The organism is Lentzea tibetensis, assembly GCF_007845675.1.
Classification (GTDB): domain Bacteria; phylum Actinomycetota; class Actinomycetes; order Mycobacteriales; family Pseudonocardiaceae; genus Lentzea; species Lentzea tibetensis.
The window spans coordinates 39,858-55,488 of sequence record NZ_VOBR01000042.1 but is presented as its reverse complement, the minus strand read 5'-3'; the positions used below and the strand labels follow the sequence as shown (position 1 = coordinate 55,488).

Annotated in this window: 15 protein-coding genes; 9 read left to right on the top strand and 6 right to left on the bottom strand. The window is 69.4% G+C overall.

The window, feature by feature from the left end; all coding sequences use genetic code 11:
* Nucleotides 1-147: 147 nt before the first annotated feature.
* From FKR81_RS39590 to FKR81_RS39580, 3 genes are read right to left on the bottom strand one after another with little or no spacing between them, the layout of a single operon-like run.
* Nucleotides 148-1,638 carry an AAA family ATPase gene (locus FKR81_RS39590; protein WP_146360135.1) on the bottom strand — a complete coding sequence of 497 codons (1,491 nt, stop codon included), beginning with the start codon at nucleotides 1,636-1,638 and terminating at the stop codon, nucleotides 148-150.
* 21 nt (nucleotides 1,639-1,659) lie between these two features.
* Nucleotides 1,660-1,881 (bottom strand): hypothetical protein, encoded by a 222-nt coding sequence (locus FKR81_RS39585; protein ID WP_146360133.1) that lies wholly within the window; start codon nucleotides 1,879-1,881, stop codon nucleotides 1,660-1,662.
* On the bottom strand, nucleotides 1,881-2,798 hold the full coding sequence (locus FKR81_RS39580) for an SPFH domain-containing protein (RefSeq protein ID WP_146360131.1): 918 nt from the start codon (nucleotides 2,796-2,798) through the stop codon (nucleotides 1,881-1,883). Before FKR81_RS39580 ends, FKR81_RS39585 begins: the two co-directional genes overlap by 1 nt.
* 159 nt (nucleotides 2,799-2,957) lie before the next feature.
* Here FKR81_RS39580 and FKR81_RS39575 point away from each other — a divergent pair, with 159 nt between their 5' ends.
* The 5 genes from FKR81_RS39575 to FKR81_RS39555 are packed head-to-tail and all read left to right on the top strand — an operon-like array spanning nucleotide 2,958 to nucleotide 8,505.
* Nucleotides 2,958-3,824 (top strand): hypothetical protein, encoded by an 867-nt coding sequence (locus FKR81_RS39575; RefSeq protein ID WP_146360129.1) that lies wholly within the window; start codon nucleotides 2,958-2,960, stop codon nucleotides 3,822-3,824.
* 11 nt (nucleotides 3,825-3,835) lie between these two features.
* A complete protein-coding gene (locus FKR81_RS39570) occupies nucleotides 3,836-5,329 on the top strand; it encodes an amidase (RefSeq protein WP_146360127.1) in 1,494 nt (497 codons plus the stop codon).
* 10 nt (nucleotides 5,330-5,339) lie between these two features.
* On the top strand, nucleotides 5,340-5,771 hold the full coding sequence (locus tag FKR81_RS39565; RefSeq protein WP_146360125.1) for an NUDIX domain-containing protein: 432 nt from the start codon (nucleotides 5,340-5,342) through the stop codon (nucleotides 5,769-5,771).
* A 41-nt stretch (nucleotides 5,772-5,812) separates the two neighbouring features.
* A complete protein-coding gene (locus FKR81_RS39560) occupies nucleotides 5,813-7,159 on the top strand; it encodes a polysaccharide lyase 6 family protein (protein ID WP_146360123.1) in 1,347 nt (448 codons plus the stop codon).
* Nucleotides 7,160-7,191: 32 nt separating this feature from the next.
* Nucleotides 7,192-8,505, top strand: coding sequence for a polysaccharide lyase 6 family protein (locus FKR81_RS39555; protein WP_235922177.1), 1,314 nt, complete (start codon nucleotides 7,192-7,194; stop codon nucleotides 8,503-8,505).
* 43 nt (nucleotides 8,506-8,548) lie between these two features.
* Here FKR81_RS39555 and FKR81_RS39550 read toward each other — a convergent pair whose 3' ends face one another.
* Complete coding sequence (locus FKR81_RS39550) at nucleotides 8,549-10,930, bottom strand: P-loop NTPase fold protein (RefSeq protein ID WP_186763448.1); 2,382 nt, start codon at nucleotides 10,928-10,930, stop codon at nucleotides 8,549-8,551.
* 114 nt (nucleotides 10,931-11,044) lie between these two features.
* Between FKR81_RS39550 and FKR81_RS44090 the strand changes: the two genes are divergently transcribed.
* Complete coding sequence (locus tag FKR81_RS44090) at nucleotides 11,045-11,293, top strand: hypothetical protein (protein WP_186763447.1); 249 nt, start codon at nucleotides 11,045-11,047, stop codon at nucleotides 11,291-11,293.
* A 92-nt stretch (nucleotides 11,294-11,385) separates the two neighbouring features.
* Here FKR81_RS44090 and FKR81_RS39545 read toward each other — a convergent pair whose 3' ends face one another.
* Nucleotides 11,386-11,955: a YdeI/OmpD-associated family protein gene (locus FKR81_RS39545; protein ID WP_146360117.1), complete on the bottom strand. Its 570-nt coding sequence runs from the start codon at nucleotides 11,953-11,955 to the stop codon at nucleotides 11,386-11,388.
* Between the two features lie 19 nt (nucleotides 11,956-11,974).
* Here FKR81_RS39545 and FKR81_RS39540 point away from each other — a divergent pair, with 19 nt between their 5' ends.
* A complete protein-coding gene (locus tag FKR81_RS39540) occupies nucleotides 11,975-12,343 on the top strand; it encodes a VOC family protein (protein ID WP_146360149.1) in 369 nt (122 codons plus the stop codon).
* On the opposite strand, the gene FKR81_RS39535 is transcribed toward FKR81_RS39540, so the two are convergent.
* Complete coding sequence (locus tag FKR81_RS39535) at nucleotides 12,320-12,916, bottom strand: class I SAM-dependent methyltransferase (RefSeq protein ID WP_235922176.1); 597 nt, start codon at nucleotides 12,914-12,916, stop codon at nucleotides 12,320-12,322. The two genes, FKR81_RS39540 and FKR81_RS39535, sit on opposite strands and share 24 nt — an antisense overlap.
* Before the next feature lie 113 nt (nucleotides 12,917-13,029).
* Here FKR81_RS39535 and FKR81_RS39530 point away from each other — a divergent pair, with 113 nt between their 5' ends.
* On the top strand, nucleotides 13,030-14,676 hold the full coding sequence (locus FKR81_RS39530) for a circularly permuted type 2 ATP-grasp protein (RefSeq protein WP_146360113.1): 1,647 nt from the start codon (nucleotides 13,030-13,032) through the stop codon (nucleotides 14,674-14,676).
* A 9-nt stretch (nucleotides 14,677-14,685) separates the two neighbouring features.
* Nucleotides 14,686-15,630, top strand: coding sequence for an alpha-E domain-containing protein (locus FKR81_RS39525; protein ID WP_146360111.1), 945 nt, complete (start codon nucleotides 14,686-14,688; stop codon nucleotides 15,628-15,630).
* Nucleotide 15,631 lies beyond the last annotated feature (1 nt).

The window sequence follows — 15,631 nt, the reverse complement described above, 5'->3', positions numbered from 1 at the left end:
CTCCCGGCCCACCAGCAGGGGCACGATCTTTCGTCAGGACTCAGACGTCCAGGAGGAACGAGTGCTCACCTGCCAGCGGCTACCAGACCCGAGTCTGCCCGACGGGCGACTCACGACTCATTAGGAGGAACCGTCATGGAAGCGGTTTCACGCAGGTGAAACGCCTGGTGAGGCCCCTGTCGGGACAGCGAATGCCTGGCGCACCGCGGCGGGTGCGCGCGACACCGTCGCGCGCTGGCGGTCCGCCGGTCCACCGCCGCCGAGGATGCTGCGCGTCAACGCCTGCCGCTCGTCCATCAGCTCACCGAGCGCGGCCGTGATCGTCGACTCGTCGAGCCGCACCCGCGCTGCCGACGGCTGCTCGTCGAGCGCGATCAGCACGGCCCGCCGCACCAGCTCCTTCACGAACGACGCCGTCACGCCGTCGGACGCCGTGACGATCGCGGACGCGTCGGTGAGGTCGAGGTCCACATCGGACGCGTACAGGCGCAGCAGGCGTTCGCGGCACTCGGCGTCCGGCAGCGGCACCTCCATCGCCAGGTCGACGCGACCGGGACGTTCGGCGAGCGCCTGCTCCATCATCTCGACGCGGTTCGTGGTGAGCACGAACGTCACGTCCGCCTCGGAGCCGATGCCGTCCATCTCGTTCAGCAGCTCGAACAGCGCCGGGCTGCCGGACGTCGTGAAGTTCCGGTCCTCGGCGATCAGGTCGACGTCCTCGACGACCACGACGGCGGGCTCCAGCCGTCGCGCCAGCGCGGTGGCGGTGCGCAGGAACCGGAACATCGCGACACCGCTGAGCACGATCACCGTGCTCTCCAGCCGCCCGAGCAGGTACCGCACGGTGTGCGTCTTGCCCGTTCCCGGCGGCCCGTACAGCAGCAGGCCGCGCTTGAGGTGCTGGCCGTGCGCGCGGAGCCGTTCGCTCTGCGACGCCGACCGCACCACGTGCCGCTCGATCGCTCGCAGCACGCCGTCCGGCAGCACGACGTCCTCCGGCCGCAGCGACGGCCGCGGCAGGAACGTCAGCAGCTGGTTGCCGCGGTGCTCGCTGATGCCGAACGCGAGCACCTGGCCGCGGAACACGTCGTGCGCACGCACCTGCCGCTCGACCTCCTCACGGGCGAGCGTCGCGGTCTCCCGGTCCGCGGCCAGCACCTGCACCGCGCAGCGGAACTCGCCGCGGTCCTCCTGCGGGCCCTGCACCGCCAGCACGACCGGCGCGCCACCGGGGGCGACCGTGCGGACCAGCCCGAACTGCACCGCCTCCTCGGCGCTGTCCGGGCCGGTCGCGAGCGTCACGTAGTCCACCGCGCCGAGCTCGTAGCCGCCGTGCATCGCGCCCGTGAGCATGTCCATCAACGACTGGTGCATGCGGTTACCCGCGATGCCGAACCACTCCGCACCCGGCGAGTGCTCCGCGAGGAAGCTCTCCAGCCCGCGGTGCACGTTGACGTGCTCCCAGCCTTCGAAACGGGCCGTCACGTTCGGGACCTGGCTCATCGGGCACCCGATGTGGCCGGTGATCGCGGCGACCAGCTCGGACGAGGTGTCCGCGAGCAGTCGGTGCGAGTCCTCGAACAGCCTGCGGATCGAGGTGGCGAGCGAACGGGCGTCGGCTGTCGGCAGATCGTCCATTCACCCACCGTCGCAGCCTCGTCAACCCGATTGCTCTTGGCTCGATTGCTGTTCCTTGGGCGGCCTGCCCCGGCGAGGCATCTGCTTCGCCTCGCCGGGCAACCGGCCCGCGTCGGCCAGCGCGCGCCGGAGCAGGAACTCGATCTGCGCGTTGGTGCTGCGCAGCTCGTCGTTCGCCCACCGGGTCAGCGCGTCGTGCACGGCGGGGTCGAGCCGGAGCAGAACGCTTTTGCGCTCGGCCATCAGTGGTAGAGCGATCCGGTGTTGATCACGGGCTGCGTCGATCGTTCACCGCACAGCACGACGAGCAGGTTCGACACCATCGCCGCCTTGCGCTCCTCGTCCAGCTCGACCACGTCCTGCTCGGCCAGCCTCGCGAGCGCCAGCTCGACCATGCCCACGGCACCCTCCACGATCCGCGTCCGCGCGGCCACGACCGCGCCCGCCTGCTGCCGCTGCAGCATGGCCTGCGCGATCTCCGGCGCGTACGCGAGGTGCGTCAGCCGCGACTCGATCACCCGCACGCCCGCCGACTCGACCCGCGCCGCGATCTCGATGGACAGCGTCTCGGTGATCTCGTCCGCGTTCTCCCGCAACGACAGCCCCGACTCCTCGTGGTTGTCGTACGGGTAGCTCGTGGCGATGTGCCGCACCGCGGTCTCGGTCTGGATGCCGACGAACCGCACGAAGTCGTCGACCTCGAACCGGGCCCGCGCGGTGTCCTCGACCTGCCACACGACGACCGCCGCGATCTCGATCGGGTTGCCGTCGGCGTCGTTCACCTTCAGCGTCGCGGTCTCGAGGTTGCGGATCCGCGTCGAGATCTTCTCCCGCGTCACCAACGGGTTCGCCCAGCGCAGGCCGTCCGAGCGCACCGTGCCGACGTACCTGCCGAGGAACTGCAGCACCCGCGCCTGGCCCGGCGCGACGGTGAACAGCCCTCTGAGCACCACGGCACCCGCGGTGATCACCAGCAGGCCGAACACGGCCAGCGCCACCACCGGCTCGCCGTCACCCATGCCGAGCACGAACAACCCCGCGCCCACCAGCACCGTCACCAGGCCCGCGAAGAACATCGCGATGCCGGGCAGCTCAACAGCCTTCGTTTCCCGCACCACCGGAGCCGGCATCCGAACCACGGTGTCCGTCGTCGCGCTCATCGTGCCCCCTCATGTCTATCGAATGACTAGCTAAGTGATATCACTTTTTCTGAGCGGCCGCCACCGTGTTGCACGGGTCCCTCGGCGAGCGACAACAAGGACGTGGGGAGAAACAAGGCGAACAGGAGACGGCCGAGAACAGCTGGACGCCCGGCACCGGTGCGCACCGGTGAGAAGACCTGGAAGTTCTGGCTGCCCGTGGCGCTGACGGTGCTCGGCATGATCATCGCGCTCGTGCAGTGGGTGCGCACCTCGCAGACCGCGGTGGACGCGCAGCGCGCGGTCGACCGGGCCAAGGACGAGCAGCTCGCGTCCGCGCCCGCTCTGCTGGCGCAGGTGACGCCGTTCGCGCTCGACGCGGGCACGTGGGTGTTCCGCGACGACCTGACGCCCGCGCAAGCCGCCGCGATCGAGGGCGAACTGGTGCTGGACGAGCACCGGCACCCGGATCCGGTGCGGCCGGAGTTCGAGGCACTGGCGCAGACCTCGGGCGGTACGAGGGTGAACCCCACCTACAAGCCGAACGAGCCCAACCTCTGCGTCGGGTCGACCCACGTGAAGGTGACCCTCACCGGCAACAGGGAGCAGAAGGTTCAGCTGGTCGACGTCAGGGCGAAGGTGCTCGCGAAGGAGAAGCCACCTCGCGGCACGCTGCTCTTCGGTCCGCCGCAGGGCGGGGGCACACTCGACGAGGTCTACCTCGACCTCGACACGTCGTCCGAGCCGAGGGCCGAGGTGCGCGGTGACGACGGTCTCCGGCCCTACCTCGACGTCAACTTCCGGTACCTGGAGAAAGGCGAACCGCTGGTGCTCGATGTTCTCGCCATCGCGCGGGACCACCAGTACGACTGGGAGCTCGCGGTGGACGTCAGGTACGACGGCAAGAGCGAGACCGTGTCCGTGCGTCCCGGCGGCGGCTCATCCGGTGATCCCTTCCGGACACTCGGCTGGACGGATGAGGCGCGGTTCGGCACCGTGTACGACTTCGACTTCTTCAACCGTCGTTTCGCGCCGAGGGTCGGCTAGCCTCAGCCTGGATGAGAACGCAACGGGCTGACGATCTCGCGGCGGTGGCGCGCTTCCTCGGCATGGACGCGACAGCTGACCGGGTCCGCAGGCTCGAGTGGGCGCTGCCGTTCCTCACCGGCTCGGCGGAGGTGATCGCCGGTGTCGCCGGCGCGGACGACGCACCGGCCCCGCAGCTGAGGAAACTGCCGTTCAGCAGCCCGCTGCCGGTCGAGGTGCCGGACGTGGCGCAGCCGCACGAGCTGGGTGCGCTGGAGGCCGCGCAGGCCATCCGCGAGGGCAAGCTGTCGCCGCAGGAGCTGCTGGAGTCGTGCCTCGCCAGGATCGCCGCGACGGACGAGGTGATCGGCGCGTTCGTGCGCAGGAGCGACGAGGCGGCCCGCGCGCAGGCGGGTGTCGCCGAGGCCGCGTGGCCCGCCGGTCCGCTGCACGGGATCCCCTTCGCCGTCAAGGATCTGATCGACACGAACGGGCTCGCGACCGAGTGGGGGAGCCCGGTGTTCGCCGGGCGCACGGCCCCGTGGGACGCGGTCGTCGTCGCCCGGCTGCGCGCGGCGGGCGGCATCCTCGTCGGCAAGACCGCCACGCACGAGATCGCGTACGGCGTGTCCACGCCGCACACCCGCAACCCGTGGAACCCGGACCGCATGGCGTCCGGCTCGTCCGGCGGGTCGGCCGCGGCGCTCGCCGCCCGGCAGGTCCCCGCCGCGCTCGGCACGGACACCGGCGGGTCGCTGCGGCTGCCGTCGGCGTTCTGCGGCACCACGGCGATCCGGCCGACGCACGGGCTGGTGCCGCGCGAGGGCGTCATGACGCTGGCGCCGACGTTCGACGCGGTCGGCCCGATGGCCCGCACCGCGCGGGACTGCTGGATGCTGCTCCAGGTCCTGCTCGGCGGGACGGCGGCGTTGCGCTCGCTGAGCCCCGAGCACGTCCGCATCGGCGTCGTCGAGCACCCGCACACCACCAACGTCGTCGAGACGTTCAAGGACCTGGGCGCCCGCGTCGAGCCCGTCGAACTGCCGTCGCTGGAGGTCACCGCCGCCGCGGCCACCGTGCTGGTGTTCGCCGAAGCCGCCGCCGAGTTCCGCGACCAGGGCCCGTTCGCCGACGACATCCAGGCGTTCCTCGACATCGGCCGGGTCGTGCCGATCACGGACTTCCTGCACGCGCAACGGGTCCGCGCCGCGATCAAGCGCGAGTACGCGGCGCTCTTCGAACGGGTCGACGTCCTGCTGACGCCCACCTCGCCGGTCACCGACCTGCCGCACGGCATCTCCGAGGTCGACGGCGTCCCGCTGGTCCCGGTGCTGACGCCGTTCACCTTCCCGGCGAGCCTCGCCGGACTGCCCGCGGTCGCGTTCCCGTGCGGCTTCAGCGAGTCCGGCATGCCGGTCGGCGCGCAGCTGATGGGCCCGCCGCGCTCCGAGCACGCGCTGGCCTCGCTCGCGGACACCTACCAGCGGGTCACCGAATGGCACACGAGGATCCCGCCGTCCTTCTAGGCTCGGGTCCATGAGGGTCCAGAAGCAGCGGGTGGCCGCGTACGGGGTGTGCATCGAGGACGAGCGGATTCTGCTGGCGCGGTGGCTCGGACCCGACGGGAAGAAGTGGATCCTGCCCGGCGGTGGCATCGACCACGGCGAGCACCCGCACGACGCGGTGATCCGCGAGTTCGAGGAGGAGACCGGCCACGACATCGAGGTCGAGCGGCTGCTCGGCATCGACTCCGAGCTCCGGCACGAGGCCGAGCGGGACTACCACGCGCTGCGCGTGCTCTACGAGGTCCGCATCGTGGGCGGCGAGCTGCGGGACGAGGTGGGCGGCAGCACGGACCAGGCCAAGTGGTTCGACCTGGGCGATGTGCCCGATCTGCCCCGAGTCCGCTCGCTGGACGTGGCGCTCGGCCTATTCCGCACTAGCCCACCAGCTGGCATCTTGCGGTAGCGTCAGATCACCGCCGCCAACGACCACTCCGGGAGTTGGCGATGTACCGCTCACTGGCCGCGCTAGGCGCGGCAGTTCTTGTTTCCTTCTGCGTGCACACACCCGCGTCGGCCGATGCCGTCCGGGTGGCCAGCGTGTCCGCGCTGCAATGGGCCATCGACTCCGCCCAGCCGGGAGAACGGGTCGAGCTGGCGGACGGCGTGTACCGGGCGAACAGGCCCATCACCATCAACACCTCCGGCGTCACGATCACCGCCGAGCACGTCGGCGGCGCCGTGATCACCGGCTCCGGCGCGTTCACGCTCGGCGCCGTCCGCGACGTCACCGTGCAGGGTCTCGTCTTCGAGAACTACGGCGGCATGGTCGTGCCGCCCGAGGCGCAGGCCACGCGCATCACCCGGAACACCTACACCGGCAACAAGTCCGGCGCCTCGCTGTCGGTGGGGGCCGACGACGTCCAGATCGACCACAACACGTTCCAGAACCGCACGAACGAGGGCGTGTACCTGCAGATCACCGGGCCGGGCAGCGACATAGCCAAGCGCTCGTGGATCCACCACAACTACTTCTACAACCACCAGTTCAAGGGCGCGAACGGCGGTGAGTCCATCCGGCTCGGCTACAGCCACAAGCAGTCGAAGTCCGCGAACGCGATCGTCGAGCACAACCTGTTCGAGAAGGCCGACGGTGACTCCGAGGCCATCTCGATCAAGTCGTCCGACAACATCGTGCGCTACAACACGATCCGCGACAGCAAGGGCTTCATCGTGCTGCGCCACGGCAACCGCAGCGTCGTCGACGGCAACGTGCTGTTCCAGACCGGCATCCGCTTCCACGGCAACGACCACAAGGTCATCAACAACTACGTGGAGAACACCCGTGACCGCGCCATCGTGTTCGGGTCGGGCAGCGAGGCCGACAGCGGGCCCACGTCCAAGGAGCACGACCGTCCCGACCGCGTGACGGTCGCGTTCAACACCGTGCTCGGCAAGGGCCCCGTGATCGACAGCGACGGCGGCAAGTTCCTGCCGAAGGACTGCGTGGTCGCGAACAACGTCATCCAGGGTTCCGGTGCGCTCACCAGCGTCCGCAGCGGCTCGACCGTCAAGTACGAGGGCAACATCGTGTGGGGCGGCACCGCGGGCAGCATCCCCGCGTCCGGCTACCGCTCGGTCGACCCGAAGCTGACGCGCGACACCAACGGCCTGTACCACCTGGCCGCGGGCAGCCCGGCGATCGACGCGTCCGTCGGCACCTACTCGTACGTGACGACCGACTTCGACCCGCACGCGCGGTCCGGCAAGCTCGACGTCGGTGCCGACGAGCAGGGCGGCTCGGTCTCCCGCAAGGCGCTGACGAAGGCCGATGTCGGGCCGGGTGCGCCGTGATCGCGGGCGCGGTCTTACTGCTGGCAGGTCTGGTGACCGCCGCGCCTGTCGCGCCGGTCACCAGCCTTGCCGCACTGCAGACGGCCATCGACGCCGCTGCGCCGGGCGCCCGGATCGAGCTGGCGGACGGCGTCTACACCTCCACCAAGGCCATCACCATCCGCAAGTCCGGCATCACCGTGGCCGCGGCGAACGTCGGCAAGGCTGAGATCCGCGGCAGCGCGGGCTTCGTGTTCGCCTCCGGCGCGAGCGATGTCGTGCTGACCGGGTTCACGTTGCGGCACAAGGGGAGGCTGGCCATCCCGCCGGACTCGCACCGGGTCCGGATCACGCGCAACAACCTCGAGATCGACGTGCCGGTGATCCCGGACGACGCGGGTGGCTGGGTCGAGGTCAGCGGCGACGACGCCGAGGTCGACCACAACATGTTCCAGAACAGGACGAACGAGGGCGTGTACGTGCACATCTCGGGTCCTGGCGCCAACGGCATGGCCAAGCGGTCGTGGGTGCACCACAACTACTTCTACAACCACAAGTTCAGCGGTGGCAACGGAGGCGAGTCGGTCCGGATCGGCAACAGCTGGCGGCAGAAGGGATCCGCGAACACGATTCTCGAACACAACCTGTTCGAGAAGGCGAACGGCGACTCCGAGGCGATCTCGGTGAAGTCGTCGGACAACATCGTCCGCTACAACACGATGCGCGACAGCAAGGGCTTCCTGGTGCTGCGCCACGGCGACCGCTCGGTCGTCGAGGGCAACGTGTTGTTCCAGAGCGGAATTCGCTTCCACGGCAACGATCACAAGATCATCAACAACTACGTGGAGAACACGCGGGACCGGGCGATGGTGTTCGGTTCGGGCAAGGAGGCGGACAGCGGCCCGACGTCGAAGCTGCACGACCGGCCGGACCGCGTGACGGTCGCGTTCAACACGCTGATCGGCACGGGCGCGGTCGTCGACAGCGACGGCGGTGCCTTCCTGCCGAAGGACTGCGTGGTGGCCAACAACGTCATCCAGGGCAAGTCGAGCAAGCTCGTCGACATGCGCAGCGGTTCGACGGTCCGCTATGAGGGCAACATCGTGTGGGGCGGCACGGCTGGCAGCATCCCGTCGTCCGGCTACCGCTCGGTCGACCCGAAGCTGACGCGCGACGCCAACGGCCTGTTCCACCTCGGCGCGGGCAGTCCGGCGATCGACGCGTCGGCGGGCACGTACTCGTACGTGACGGCCGACTTCGACCCGCACGCCCGCACCGGCAAGCTCGACGTGGGTGCGGACGAGTTCGGCGGTTCGGTGTCCCGCAAGGCGCTCACGACGGCGGACGTCGGTCCGCTCGCGCCGTAGGTCGGCACGGTCCGGTTCTCCGCCGCCGGACCGTCAGCCGCTTTCACAGCAATCTGTCGGCGAGCTGCGCCACGGCCTGCGCGTCGCAGTCGAGCAGCAGTGCGCGGAGGTTCGTCGCGGCCCGCTCGTCGGCCCGCTTGAACCCGGCCTTCGCGAGCGCGGCACCCCACGCGACGTCGTCGGAGACGGAGTCGGCGAACAGCTGCCAGTTGCGCCGCAGCAGGTGCTGGTAGGCGGGCCAGCGGGTGACGATCTCGGCGACCACGACCAGGTGGCACGCCTGCTCGACGTCGGCCGACGCCAGCACGCGCAGGTAGAACTGCCACACGTTGATCAGCCGCTTCTCCTCGCGCACCGAGTGCTCCTGCTGCGCGGCCAGCCTGCGCAACAGGTACTCGCGCACCTTCGCGTCCCGTTCGATCGCGACGATCACCGCCTCGGCGCGGACCGGTGACCGGATCGGCCGCGGTGCCGGGGACGTGGTTCGCACCTCGGCTTCCTGAGGTGTCACCGACGGGGTCTCGGCTGCCGCGATCGTCACCACGGGCTCCTCGCGGTGCACGGGGCCCAGGTGGGCTTCGAGCACGTGCTCGACGTTGTCGTCGGTCGTGGTCGGCAGGCGGACCGGGAGCTGCACGAGCTTGCGCAGGAACGTCCACCCCGGACTCGGGTCGTCCGGGTGCCGGACGATGTCCGCGTCGGCGAGCTCCTGGTACGCGCGGTCGACGTGCGACGCGACCACCAGCGGGTCGAGGCCGAGCACGAACCGGGTGCGCGGGAAGTCCTCGGCGAGGAACACGTTGATCGCCTCGAACACCTCGGCCGTGGTGCGCGGCGTGCAGCGGTCGAGGTCGTCCACCAGCAGGATCAGCTGGGTGCCCTGCTCGGCGAGGCTGCGCAGCACGGCCTTCACGTCGTGCTGCACGAGGTACAGGTAACCGGACTTGGCTTGGTAGAACGGATCCCGCACGCTCAGGTCGCCGCCGGTCCGGCCGGAGGCGAACGCCGTGCTCCGGACCGGGCCGGTGAACAGCTCGGCGGGGAGGAACGCCGACGCGCGGTCCCAGCAGTAGCGCTTCGCCGTGTGTCCGAGGCCCAGTGCGAACAACGCGGCGGTGGCGACCCACGGCCACGGCGTGGCGAGCTTGGTGAGGTGCGCGACGAGCGACAGCCCGAGGCCCAGCACACCCGCGGACAGCAGGGGAGAGCGGATCCGCTTCCAGAGCTCCCGCTGGGTGTGCCTGCGGTCGATGCGTTCGGTGTTGCGGGTGAACCAGTAGTGCTCGCGGCGGTCCCGGTCGCGGAGCATCGTGCGCTCGGCGGCGTCGACGATCGACTTCGCCAGGCCCGCCCACACCTGTTCGCTCGACTGGTGGCGCCACGGGTTGAACGTCGCCACCAGCGGGACCCGAGCGGGCGGTAGTTCCGTCGGTTCCGGCTCGTCGGGTGCCTTGCGCAACAGGCGGTCCGCCGCCATCACGGTCAGCCTGCGGTGGCCGTCCTCGCCGCCGTGTTCGACGTGCAGACGTCTTCGGACCAGGTCGAGGACCGTGCTCTTGCCCGATCCCCACGGGCCTTCGACGGTGATGACGGTCGGGCCGGTGTCGTCGTCATCGGTCTCGGACGGCCGTAGCGAGCTCACGAGCGTGGCGACGACGGCCTCGCGGCCGAGCAGGTCCTTTGTGGACACGCGGTCCGAGAAGCCTCGGGTGAGCACGGGGCCGGTGTTCCGGCCAGGAGCCATGCCGAGGTCCCAGATTTGCAAGAGTCCGTTCCGGTCCGCCGACACCAGTCGCGGCCCGCCGTCGAACCCGATGAATCCGGTCAATGCGGTCGTGGACTCGAAGGGCACGAACACCCGCAGCTGGATACCCGTTTCCGGGTCCCACACCCGGATCGTGCCGCCAATGCTCGCTGACACCAGCAAGTGGTCGCTGTCAGGCGTCGGCACCGACGCCAGCGCCGAGATCTCGGTGCTATGTGCGGCGAGCTTCCGCACGGTGTCCAGGGAGATGAAATGGAGCATGATCGAGTTGGCGTCGTCAGTCCTGGCCAGGACTGTGCCGCTCGCGCGGGCAACGGCACAAAATCTGAATAGATCGTGCAGGTCGCGGTGATCCGTGTATCTGTAGCCCGACCGGCTGTCCCGGAACCTGAGGATCCTGTCCTTGTCGACTACCGGGATGTCTGTGACGTCGGCGGGGGTGAGGTCGGTGTACTCGCCTGTGCTCAGGTCACAGCGCTGCACACCGTGGAAGCCGCTGATGACACAGGTAGCGGGCTCGATCATTCGCAGAGCCTGCGCATCCACACCTAGACCGTTTATCCGGCGCACTAGCTTCTCGGAGTCGAGGTCCCACAGCGTCACGGCTTCGTCGTCAGCCACGACCAACACCCTGGAGCCGTCGAGTCTGGTGGTGGTCATGGCCGCCACCTGTCTGCCGGTGGCGATGATGTGTGCTGGAGAGACCTCGCCTGCGGCGTTGTACGTGAGGACCAGTTCGTCCGCGCCGTCGGACCTGATGAACCGGGCGTTTGCATGTTCGGCGATGTCTCGCATAGTCAGCTTGGCAGGACCGTGTTCGATGCCGTGCCGTACTACCCGGACGAGCTCTTGGATCACCTGAGGGCCCGCCACCATCGCGAACACCGCGCGGCGGCTCCATGTGTCGTCCTGGATGATGCGCAGCCGTGTCTGATCGTCAACGACGATCAGAAGAACACCGGTTGCCTCGGCGAGTACAGAGACCAGGTCATCCTCGTGCAGGTACAGGTTGTCCTCGGGTAAGCCGCACTGTTCAACCAGCAACTCACCGAATTCGGTGCGGTCGGTGCCGATGAGTACGGCGGCTGCGCCGGGGGTGGCTAACGCGAGTTCGTTCACCGGCGCAGCCCCTTGATGCGCAGACCGTTCGCCGCGTCCTCGATCAACTCGGCCAAGCGTTTGCGCCGCGTCTCCTCACGCTTGGCGCTGATCACCCACCAGGTCGCCGTCCGCCGATATCCGGGCGGCTGCGCGGACCAGAACTCCCACGCACCCGGAACGGCCTGGAGCTCGGCGGCGTACTCGTCGGGCAGCGCGACGTCCTTCTGCTCGAACGAGGCCCGCCCGGAGTTCGAATCCAACCGGGCCTCGAAGGCTCGCACCCCGGCGGGCGTCATCAAGCCCAGAGCGGTCAGCTCGGCGACCCGCGCGATGTTGACGTTCGACCAGTGCGATCGGGCTTGTCGCGGCGTGAAGCGGATCGTGTAGGAGTCCGCGTCGAAGGACCGCCGCACCCCGTCGATCCACCCGAAGCACAGCGCCTGGTCCACCGACTCGGGCCAGGTGATGGACGGCCGTCCCGAGCCCTTCTTGTGGAAACCGACCAGCAGTTCGGCGGCTGAAGCGTGGTTCTCCGCCAGCCACGAACGGAAGGATTCGGGCGTCGGGAAGAACTTCGGCTCCATGCCGGGCATCATGCCCAAGATGGAGATCCTGAGCAGCCGAATCCTCATCAGGTCGGCCGACCCGGACGAGACGACCGCGTTCTACCGGGACGTGCTGAAGCTCGCGGTCTACCGGGAGTTCCCCGGTGGCACGGTGTTCTTCTTCGGAGGCGCCTTCCTCGAGGTGTCCGGCAGGGTGAACGAGCCCCCTTCCGGCGCCACCCAGCTGTGGCTGCAGGTCAGGGACGTCGACGAGGTGGCGGAAGAGCTCGAGGAGCACATCATCCGGCCGCCGAAGACGGAGTCGTGGGGCCTGCGCGAGGCGTGGCTGCTCGACCCGGACGGGCGGAGCATCGTGCTCGTGCAGGTCCCCGACGACCACCCGCTACGCGTCGACTCGCGCCGTTAGCTGCAGCGCGGTCGCGGTCAGGCCGGAGTAGCGCTGCAACGACGCCCGCACGTCGCTGAACCCGGCCGACTCGGCCTCGCCCACCAGCTCGTGGTCGGTCACCGGCAGCATCCACCTGGTGATCGACACGACGAGCCTGCCGCCGGGGCGCAGCACCCGCGCGAGCTCGGCGAACGCGGCCGCGCGGTCCTCCCAGAAGTGCACGTTGTTGACCGAGATGACCAGGTCGACCGACTGGTCGGGCTGGCCGGTGGCGTTGGCGGTGCCGTGCCGCAGCTCGACGCGGCCGTCGGCGATGAGCGCCGCGCACCGCTGCCGCGCCTCGGTCAGCATGGTCTCGGACGGGTCGACGCCGATCGCGTGCGCGGCCCTGCTACCTGCGGCGAAGAGACCGACACCCGGTCCGGGGCCGATCACCAGCACCGTCTCGTTCGCCGCTGGCTGCGCGAGTGCGACGACCTGCTCCTCGATGGGCGCGTTCATCTTCGCCATGAGTTTTCCGCCGAACTCGCCGAGCTTGCCGGACGGGTGGGCGAAAGTCTGGTCCAACACCTTCATCAGCGCATTCGTCATGTCTCCAGGGCACCACTGACCAGCCATGACCGCATCCGGGATGGCCCTGACCTTGTTTCGGGGAAGTTTCTGTCCGGTCGGGGTAGTGCGCTACACCCGTTACCGGGGTGAAGATGTCGACCATGGAACGCCGACGCACGTCAGGACTGCGCAGGAGCCGCACGGTGACTGCGCCCCGCCTCGGTGAGCTGTTCAACGGGTATCTCGATCCGGAGCGCCCGCACGCGGGCGCGTACGACGAGATGTTCACCGCCGAGTCCGGCGTGCGTTCGGCTTACAAAGCTCTGTACGAGTCCATCGCCCCGTCGCAGGTGTCCGACCTGACCGCGCGGGCGGAGGCGCTCGGCCGGGCGTTCGTGGACCAGGGCATCACGTTCTCGCTGTCCGGACAGGAACGGCCCTTCCCGCTCGACCTCATCCCGCGCGTGCTCACCGCGTCGGAGTGGACGAGGCTGGAACGCGGGATCGTGCAGCGGGTGCGTGCGATGGAGATGTTCCTCGCGGACATCTACGGCGACGCGCAGATCATCCGCGACGGCGTGCTGCCGCGCCGCCTCATCACGTCCTGCGAGCACTTCCACCGCGAGGCCGCGGGCATCAACCCGCCGAACGGCGTGCGCATCCACGTCTCGGGCGTCGACCTGGTGCGCGACGAGCAGGGCACGTTCCGGGTGCTGGAGGACAACCTGCGCTGCCCGTCCGGGGTGTCCTACGTGATGGAGAACCGCCGCACGATGGCGCGCGTGTTCCCGGACCTCTTCGCCCGGCACCGGGTGCGCGCGGTCGGTGACTACGCGGTGCACCTGCTCAGGGCGTTGCGCAACGCCGCCGCGGCCAACGCGGCCGACCCGAACGTCGTGGTGCTCACGCCCGGTCTCGCGAACTCCGCGTACTTCGAGCACTCGCTGCTCGCCCGCCAGATGGGCGTCGAGCTGGTCGAGGGCCGCGACCTCTTCTGCCGCGACAACCTCGTCTACCTGCGCACCACCGAGGGCGAGCGCCAGGTGGACGTCATCTACCGGCGCATCGACGACGACTTCCTGGACCCGGTGCACCTGCGGCCGGACTCGGTGCTCGGCATCGCGGGCCTGATCAACGCCGCGCGCGCGGGCAACGTCGTCATCGCCAACGCGGTCGGCAACGGTGTCGCGGACGACAAGCTCGTCTACACCTACATGCCGGAGATCCTCCAGTACTACCTGGACGAGAAACCGTTGCTGCCCAACGTGGACACGTTCCGCTGCTGGCTGCCGGACGAGCGCGCGCACGTGTTCGACGAGCTCGACCAGCTGGTCGTCAAGCCGGTCGAGGGCTCTGGTGGCTACGGCATCGTGTTCGGCCCGGACGCCACACCCAAGGAGCTCAACTCGCTGCGCAAGCGGATCAGGAACAACCCGCGCGGCTGGATCGCGCAGCCGGTGGTGCAGCTGTCGACGGTGCCGACGAAGGTCGGCGACAAGCTGGTGCCGCGGCACGTCGACCTCCGGCCGTTCGCGGTGAACGACGGGAACTTCATCTTCGTGCTGCCCGGCGGCCTCACCCGCGTCGCGCTGCCGGAGGGGAGCCTCATCGTGAACTCGTCGCAGGGCGGCGGTTCCAAGGACACCTGGGTGCTCGCACCCAAGTCGTCCACAGTGGAGCGCGAGCTCGCCGAACCCGGCCTGGCCGGACCGGCGGCGCCGTCCGCGATGGACGCGCTCGCCGCCGAGCAGGGCCCGGAACTGACCTCGTCCCAGCAACAGCAACAACAGCAGCAGTGAGGGGGCGTGATGCTCGCACGGAACGCGGAGTCCCTGTACTGGATCGGCCGGTACGTCGAACGCGCTGACGACACGGCCCGGATCCTGGACGTCTCGGTGCACCAGCTGCTCGAGGACGCCACGGTCGACCCGGACCGCGCCTCCCGCCAGCTGCTCAACGTTCTCGGCATCACACCGCCGAAGGACGCGCAGTTCGACGTGTGGTCGCTGACCGAGCTCGTCGCGTACGAGAAGGACAACCCGGCGTCGATCGTCGCGTCGGTCAACAGCGCGCGCGAGAACACCCGTGGCGCGCGCGAGGTCGTCTCGAGCGAGATGTGGGAGTGCCTCAACGCGATGTGGAACGCCGTCGCGGAACGGCAGCGCTACGCCCGCACGATGGGCCCGCACGCGTTCTTCTCGTTCGTCGAGGAACGCGCCGCGATGTTCGCGGGCCTCGCGGACTCGACCATGTCGCGCGACGACGGCTGGCGGTTCCTCGTGCTCGGCCGGTCCGTCGAACGCGTCGACATGATCGTGCGGCTGCTGCTCGCGCGCGTCGGCGACAAGGCGTCGTCGCCCGGCTGGGTCACGGTGCTCCGGTCCGCCGGCGCGCACGACACGTACCTGCGCACCTACCGGGGCGCTCTGGACGCCGGGCGGGTGGTGCAGTTCCTGTTGCTGGACCGGCTGTTCCCGCGGTCGGTGTTCCACGCGCTGCGGCAGGCGGAGGCGTGCCTCGAACAGCTCGACCACCAGCCGTCGGTGCGCGTCGGCGCGCGGGCGGAGGCGTTGCGCCTGCTCGGCCGCGCCCGGTCGGACCTGGAGTTCCTGAAGCCGCACGACCTGCTCGAGGACCTGCCGAAACGGCTCGGCGCGCTGCAGAAGACCGTGCGCGACGTCGGTGACGCGGTGTCCAAGCAGTACTTCCACTCGGCGCCGTGGGTCGCCTGGACGAACGCTGAGGTGGTCTGAG